Source organism: Ignavibacteriales bacterium, from assembly GCA_026390815.1.
Classification (GTDB): Bacteria; Bacteroidota; Ignavibacteria; order Ignavibacteriales; family SURF-24; genus JAPLFH01.
This window is the reverse complement of sequence record JAPLFH010000046.1, coordinates 189,196-197,085: the sequence shown is the minus strand read 5'-3', so window position 1 is coordinate 197,085 and position 7,890 is coordinate 189,196. Positions and strand designations below refer to the sequence as shown.

At 32.2% G+C, this 7,890-nt stretch carries 8 protein-coding genes; all 8 read right to left on the bottom strand.

Features of this window, described 5'->3' with window-relative positions:
* Positions 1–92: 92 nt before the first annotated feature.
* The 8 genes from NTX22_14805 to NTX22_14770 all read right to left on the bottom strand — a co-directional run bounded on the left by NTX22_14805 (position 93) and on the right by NTX22_14770 (position 7,889).
* A complete protein-coding gene (locus NTX22_14805; GenBank protein ID MCX6151791.1) occupies positions 93–884 on the bottom strand; it encodes a hypothetical protein in 792 nt (263 codons plus the stop codon).
* 12 nt (positions 885–896) lie between these two features.
* Entirely contained in the window at positions 897–1,649 is a 753-nt protein-coding gene (locus NTX22_14800) for a hypothetical protein (GenBank protein MCX6151790.1), read from the bottom strand.
* 87 nt (positions 1,650–1,736) lie between these two features.
* Entirely contained in the window at positions 1,737–3,890 is a 2,154-nt protein-coding gene (locus NTX22_14795; protein ID MCX6151789.1) for a YCF48-related protein, read from the bottom strand.
* A 173-nt stretch (positions 3,891–4,063) separates the two neighbouring features.
* The gene (locus NTX22_14790) at positions 4,064–4,768 is read right to left on the bottom strand and encodes a hypothetical protein (protein ID MCX6151788.1); all 705 of its coding nucleotides are present in this window, start codon (positions 4,766–4,768) and stop codon (positions 4,064–4,066) included.
* Between the two features lie 146 nt (positions 4,769–4,914).
* Positions 4,915–5,097, bottom strand: a complete 183-nt coding sequence (locus tag NTX22_14785; GenBank protein ID MCX6151787.1) for a hypothetical protein — start codon at positions 5,095–5,097, stop codon at positions 4,915–4,917.
* Positions 5,098–5,774: 677 nt separating this feature from the next.
* Positions 5,775–6,812 carry an N-acetylmuramoyl-L-alanine amidase gene (locus tag NTX22_14780; GenBank protein ID MCX6151786.1) on the bottom strand — a complete coding sequence of 346 codons (1,038 nt, stop codon included), beginning with the start codon at positions 6,810–6,812 and terminating at the stop codon, positions 5,775–5,777.
* Positions 6,813–6,814: 2 nt separating this feature from the next.
* Positions 6,815–7,273 (bottom strand): hypothetical protein, encoded by a 459-nt coding sequence (locus NTX22_14775; protein ID MCX6151785.1) that lies wholly within the window; start codon positions 7,271–7,273, stop codon positions 6,815–6,817.
* Between the two features lie 121 nt (positions 7,274–7,394).
* Positions 7,395–7,889: an RDD family protein gene (locus NTX22_14770; protein ID MCX6151784.1), complete on the bottom strand. Its 495-nt coding sequence runs from the start codon at positions 7,887–7,889 to the stop codon at positions 7,395–7,397.
* Between the last annotated feature and the right edge of the window lies 1 nt (position 7,890).

Sequence of the window (7,890 nt, the reverse complement as noted above, 5' to 3'; positions counted from 1 at the left end):
GAATCGTATTGATCATAAACTTGAATTACGTGAGGATAAACTTTCGAAGGCTAAACTAAACAGAGCTGAGGTTAGAAATGCTAACTGATTTTCTACCTTATCTCACGATACCGAAATTCCTGTTTCCGCTGAACCAGTACACAATCTATTGTACCTCCATTCGATTTAATATAATAACCATTTAAATTAATTGTCGCATCTGAAGTAATGTCCAATGAACCACCCGAAGGGACAAAAACATTTCCCGTTAATGTATGTGTTTGCCCACCTGCACCAATCCAAGTTTTGGGATTACTTGAAAACGTACCGCTGTGGGTTGTTTTGAGTATTCTAAAATCTATTGGAACAGGATACCCGTAGTCTTCTTCATACGAAGCCGCATAATAATCACCACGTAATCCATGACGAACTAGAGGTCCATCATTCCATTTTGATACTTGGGTTTGAGAACCACTACTATTAACCGGATATCCATTTTGAATAACCCTAATTGAATGATCATTATACGGTTCGTAGCAGCCATGTGTAGCATTTGACTCAGAAGCAGAAATATAAGATGATTGTCCATCATTAGAATAGGACCCATCATTAAAAAAATTTAATTCTTCTTCATCCTGTATCCAAAGATTTCCAATTCCCTCTGTTACTACCCATGCGTAGCCGTGACAATTATAATCTTTGGTTGGATCACCGATAATTGTGGCGTCCAAACTATAATGATTAATCCAAAATTGTGCCCATTCATTAGTGTAATAAGGGGTTCCACTTAATGTCAAAGCATCAACAGAGCATCCTTCAGGGGTGTAAATTGTTTGTGAATATATAGGCGATAATGAAGTAAAAGAAAAAAGAATTATCATAAGTATTTTTTTTGCATTTGCCATTTTTGACCTCCTTTATTTACCAATGAAATCATTGGCAAGATTAATTATCTGCGAAGCAATTCTATCATTTGGTAACCTACCGGTTTTTTGTAAAGAATGAATACTCTCAAGCGAAGTCAGTTTATTGTGTTTGCCCGTTTCATTTCGACACAGTAATCTTGAAATTGCATATATATTCGATTCAATAGTTTCTATAATAAGAGGAGAAGTTTTTATTTTCATTTGATATTTTTTAATTAGCTCTGTTGCAATAAGGGGCAATTGACTAGAACTGATTTTTTTTACAAAATCCGGATTACCAATCAAATATTCTAGAAACTGAATCTGAAAAGGTATTTGAATACCTCCAGTACTAATTGTATTATCCTTTGGATCCATTTTTAAATAATACCTTAATATTTCATCTACAGCATCTTGTCTGTTTAATAATTCATTAACACCATTAAAACTTCTTTTGAGTTTTTCATAATATTTATCTACATCTGAGTATAAGAAAAAGGATCTGGTATACGCACAATTTATATATGTCTCTATCAAATCTTTTGTTGACATTGTTTTTAATTCATTTTCAGGAATTTGCATAAGTTCTTTTTTTTCTTTTTTAGACATATTCTTCCATTCTTCAGAATTGATGTCAACGAAATCTGAAAAATTTAATTGATGATAAATACGCCAATTAATATTTTTATACTTGTCCATATTTTGTCCAAAAAGTGAATAACTCAAAATGAACAAACATAAAACAAGAAAAGATTTTTTTAACATTTTTACCTCCTAATTAAAATGACCGATTTAATTTATAACTTATTAGAGAATCGAACAGTATTTTTAGTATCACCTCCTTTATAAAATTTAATAATTAAGGAAGATACATTTTTGCACTTGATTAAATTCGTTGCATCGAATGGATATGAAATAGATGCCCGAAGAAATAAAATTTGATTTCCAAAAGAATTTTATATCTCCACCATTTAATGATCCATTATATAACGTCTGTACTTTCTGTCCTATTGAATTATAAACTTGAATACTCACTTCTTGTGGCTGCTGAAGATAAAAAGAAATATTCGTACCTGATTCACTAAATGGATTAGGGTAAATATTTATTTGTTGTCTTTGCGCTACTGTTTGCGGTGAACCTTCTCCAGTATATTTTAAGATTGTTCCGCCAGCCCCAACTGCCCAGCCAAGATTTGAATTAATAAAATATATTTTTGTAATTGCAGGTACGCTATACTGCCCATATTCTAAAGCAGAGATTGTATAGTTTACTTTCACATTTCTAATTAATCCGCCTTTGTAGTCCCAATAAATCCATCCGTTATTCTGATCCAGCATATAGAAAGTTTGTATTGGTCCTAATTCTAGCCCAGTTCCTCTTGGAATTTCATCCCAGCTCCAACCTCCATCGGTTGTCTTCATAAATTGTGCAAAGTCATTAATTAGAAAGCCATAATTATTATCAACAAATTGAATGTCTCTTACAAGTGATAGATTAGGAATTTTATACCATTGTATTGTAGCACCTTTATCTGTTGTGTGACCTAATCCCAGCCATCCGCCAATCCAAGCTTCATTTTCATTTACAATTGCAATGGAAGTTAATCGCTCTGATAAAGGATTGTCGTTAACAAGCTGCCAGTTTATTCCACCATCTGTTGTTCGTAAAACAGCACCGGTACGTTCTATTAGCAATCCATTTTTATCATCAAAAAAATCAACATCAACAAACCATCCATAAAGATCATTTCTAACTTCCCAATTCTTGCCTCCATCAGTTGTGTGGACAACTGTATAATAACCTGCAATCCATCCTTCAAAATGATTAAGAAATTTTACTTTAAATAATACACTGTCTATAGGGCTTCTTTGTTCTTCCCATATATTACCACCGTTTGAAGTATGTAGGATACATCCGTAAGTACCCACACACCAACCTTCTTTTTCATCGATAAAAAAAACATCATTTAGACTATTCCGGTTTCCTTTGCTCATTGGTTCCCAAAGATTTGTATCAGGTTGTTTACGGAAAATGTTACCAGCCCAACCAACTATCCATCCGGTTCCATCTGTTGTAAAGTTTATATCAGTTAATTGATTACTTCCATGTTGAACAAGCTCTTTCCAAGAAATCCCGCCATCTGTGGTTTGAAATATTTTAGCCCAATTGACCGCCCATCCGTTGAGTGAATCTGCAAAATAGATATCATTAATATTTTCACTTTGTGGGATGTATTTGTCAAACATATTTTCCCATGTTTTACCCCCATCAGTTGTTTTAAACTTACCTATAAAACCTGTATTCTGATTGACAAAGCACATATTCAATGTCCAATTTGTCTTTGGGAATCTGCTTTTTGCCCATGTTACTCCCCCATCAGTTGTTTTATAAAAAGATGTAAAACTTTCATTAATACTCACTGTCTCCTCGGAATATAGAAATCCGTAACTTTCATTCAGGAAAAAAGCACAAAGCATTTTACCTTTTATTTCCTGTTTTATTTGTACCCATGTTTTTCCGCCATCGGTACTTTTAAGAACCAAGCTTTTTGCATCAATCAACTCCCATAAAACCGCAGTTTGCGGTTTGAGGAACAGGTAAATGGTATTGTCAAAACTAATTATCTTCATAAAGTAATAAGTTGATAGATCCACTTCAACATAAACTTCATTCCAGCTTTCACCGCCGTCAATTGTGTGATAAATATGTTCACTATCGTTCAGCCATCCATTTAATGAATCTTTAAAACTAATACCACGAATGTCTACAAGATCTTTAAATTTTTTAACAGTCCATGTTTTACCTGCATCATTTGTATTCAGAAGCGTGCCTCCTAATCCGCCAGCAAATATTTTATTATCAGTAACTGATTCTACAGTTAAAAGATAAGATTCTGTTGGAAGTGGGTTTTGTGTTTGCCACTTACCTTGTGTTAATAAATTATTGCCTGAACAATTTAAAAAAATAAATATGTAAATTAATTTTGTTCCAAGATTTGAAATCATACAGTACCTATTAAAATTAAATAACCATTTCAATAAGGCGATATTATTGATTGAAGCGGTGCAATCACTTTTTCCTGTCGTGTCATAGGTTAACTTCTAACATTAGAATTATTAAATCAAATTTAATCACTCCGTATATTTCACATAAAAGGGTCTTCGCTTCGTCATACAAATTATTTATTATCAGTAGGCGTTTCCTGTGTAGTTTTTTCCTCATCAACACCGTGGCTTCCGCCTAAATCCTTTATTACTCTTGCTGAGTAATACGCATTATAAAAATTCGGTTCTTTTTCCCTTTGCATCTCTACAAGGTTATCCAGGTGGTTCGCGAGTATATCGTCTATCTCGTCATATATAACATTAACTTCATCCCTTGCGCTCGATTCATCAGCCTCCCCTCCACCTTTCTTATCTATGGATAAATTAAAGCTATCGGTTGCCGTTTGTATTTCTGTTATTACCTCTGCATTTATTTCATACTCCGCTAATCCGGCAAGGATTTCATTTGTTATAATAAGAACCGCCTTGGTTTTATTAATCAATTCAGTATCGTTCAATCTCTTTAATTCTGATTCCGGTAACTTTACAAGTTCAAGTATGTCATTCCTTTTGTTTTCATTTGCATAAGATAGAAGTACAGACCTAAGCGGTATGTACTTCTTTACAAGTTCTAGTTTCAATTCATTCTTTGTCTTTGTTACTCCTGCAGCAGATTTGCTTACAACTATCTCTGCATTATCAAGACTTTTAAGCTTTCCACTAAACTTTTCAGAATATTCTTTTAGCTTTGGTTTACTGTTTATAAGATTAGAATATTCAGTTAATACACCGCTAACCGCACGGTACATTCTTTTTTTGTTCAATTGTCGCCTGTTCATCTTAGTACTCCTTTTCACGTTTATTTATTTTATTTATTGAACCCCTCCTTGCCTCCCCTTTAATTAAAGGGGAGGAAGGGTGGGGTTTGTTGTATTTTCACAAAACCTTATTTTCATTCTGTTTTCGCATTTTCTTCCCTTGTAACTCAATTTTCATATACTGTAATTTCTTTTTCAACCATTTTAATTGTGTTTTCGGGCAGTGTAACTACACTTTCAGGAAGTGTAATTTCATTTTCGGTTACTGTAATTGTGCTGCCCGTCAACGTTACTACTCTTTCGTTCAATGTAAATCCATTTTTAGCCAATGCAATTTCATTTTTTGCCATAGTAAATCTTTATTCCTTTAATGTGAATGTCCTTTCGGACGATGTAAATCTTATTTACGGCATTGTTAATTCTCAATTCAATAACACTATTTTTATATCTGTTATTCTCGTTTCTTAATACGCTATTGTTATTCTTCTAATCTTCATTTTAAAATTTCCCTCTGCCTTTAGGAATTATTGGTTTTGCTTAAGTCGCTTTAAATACACAAGTGGATATAGCAATTCCTTCTCTACCTATTTTAATTTTAGCAAAGCAGCGAATAAATTTTTCTTTTAAAATATTTTTCTTATTTAATATCATTGGTTCCCCAAAATGATAAAAGATATAAAAATTATTTTTTATTTCAGAAAGATTAAATAATCAATTTTAGTTTGGTGTGTAACAGTCATAAAATTCCTCCCGCATTTAAATCATAAATTCCCCTTGATTAGGAAAATCTATATAAAATAATTTTCGACTATGTGATGAAAGAATAATTTTAAAATAATCTTTTAATCCGTAAACAATTTGGTAAAAAGAAATAATACTGTCAAGAGGAAATTAAAATCAAAAATTGTTTTTAATAATAAAAAAGTGATTTGTTGTAGTGCAAAGTATTAGCCCCGCATTTTATATTTCAAATTTTTTCCTCAAATAATGCACTTCGGGTTATTGTTTAACTTCAGGTAAAGGTGAATTAATTTAATTCCGGTTTAATTCTAATTTTCTTTGTGAAAGGTAATGAATGGTTTTCATTATGATTGGCACAGATAATCCTCAGTGTGTGATCGCCTGTTTGTAAACCAGATATTGGAACACATAGCATCTTCGTTAGGGTATTAAAATCAAATTTTGTTTGGAGCGAATCCAGGTAAACTGAAATTGCTTTGGGATTAATTCCGCTTTTATCTTCCAGTGCAAAAGTTAGAATTGTATCCCGACTTGAAATTTCATTGGCTTCATCATAAAGAGGAATGATTTGCGGAATTCCAACTTTAAAATATTTGGCTAAACCTCTAAATATTCCCCACGCTTGTATTTGATTGAATTCATCAAGTGAAAGTCTTTGCTCTTCGTAGTTGTTAGTAAAGAAACCGCCTTCAACTAAAACACACGGAATTTTAGTAAGACGCAAAACAGAAAATCCCATTTTGGGATAGATCATGTAATCGGAATAAGTCCCATCAAAAGAACCGAGCCCACCAGGATTATCCATAACATAAGATAGATCTCTTTGAACAAAACGCGCAATATCCCGGTTACAAGGTTCGTACTCAAAATCGGTTTCAAATGCATGGTAATAAGTGGAAGTGTAATCGGTCCAATCATCTTCCTTAGCCCCAGGTGCATTATGATGAATGCTGACAAATAATTCCGCCCCGGAACTGTTTGCCATATCAGATCGGGTTTGAAGAAGTACAGTTTCATCCTTTTCACGACTCATAAACACCACCGCCCCGGCTTTTTGAAGATAATCCCTTAAATATAATCCTACTTTAAGATTTATATCGGCTTCTGTAACCAGTTCTAATTTACCTTTGTTATACCTGTCTTCTCCACCATGTCCAGGATCTATAAATATTTTTTTACCTGCAACAAACTCAGAATATTTTTTTATTGTTTCATTTCGTGTTACTTCATCTTTCCAATCAGGCGGCAGTTCATAATGGACTTTAGTTGAAGAGCATCCGGCTACAAATAGTAAAGAAATGAAAAGGGAAAAATATTTATACAAAATTACCCTCCGATAATTTCTGCGGCTTGAATTTCTTCAGTATCAAGGCAGAACAATTTTGATAAGGCTGTATTATTCTTATCGCTTTTGGCAGAATATTTTTTAGTAAAAGCTTTAACAACATCATCAATTATTTTTTGTTCTTCAACCTTTTTTATAACACCGGTGCACTTGACTTGTAAAAATTTATATGTAGGTTCAAAATCAAGAATATTTTCTTTACTAATTTTTTCTTCTTTATAAATTGAAAAACTGGCATTGTTTTCAAAAATCGATCTGTCAAAATTTTCATCATTATCTTCATAAAATGCAAAAATGTTTTTGTCGAAATACACAAACGAAGTAACAACCTGGTTAACATTTTCTTTTTCATTTTTGTAAGCAAGAATACCAACTTTGCTAACGCTTAATTCCTTTTCAATTATACCTATTTCTCTAATTTGATTTACTTTTCGATTCATATTGCTCCTAAATAGAATTGCAGTACAAAAATTGCTAAACTTTTCTGTCTAAGTTTAAGTGAAATATTTCTATTTATCAAGTTGACAAATAATTTTTACTGAATATGTGATTAGGAAAATATTAATTTGATTTAATTACAATTGTTCCAGCAATTAAATCTCCAATTCTTTTCTCATTTGATGTTAACAAGTAACAAATACAATCCGGTAAACAGAATAATGGTGGAAAAAAATAAATCGCTCTGGTAAAATTTCTAATTAAAGAAGAAAGAAAATTCAATTTCTTACCGGAACTTCTGGTTACTTTTATTTTAATTATCCACTTTCCAATAGTTCTCCCGTCCAAAAGAAATTCAAATAGGAAAAAATATGTTTGATGAAAAAGAAAAACGCCAAATACTAAATTTGCAAAGCTATTTCTATCAATCAGCATTTCTGTAAAATCAATTTTAAGAACATACACTAAAATGATAACTGTAATTGTAAGAAGAATGAAATTATCGATAAAAAAAGCCAAAACTCTTTGTGCAAGAGTTGCTTTAGTTAAAAAGTTCTCATCTATTCGGTTAAAATCTACCGGATTTATTTTTTCAACATTAGTTTGAATCTCTTCCATC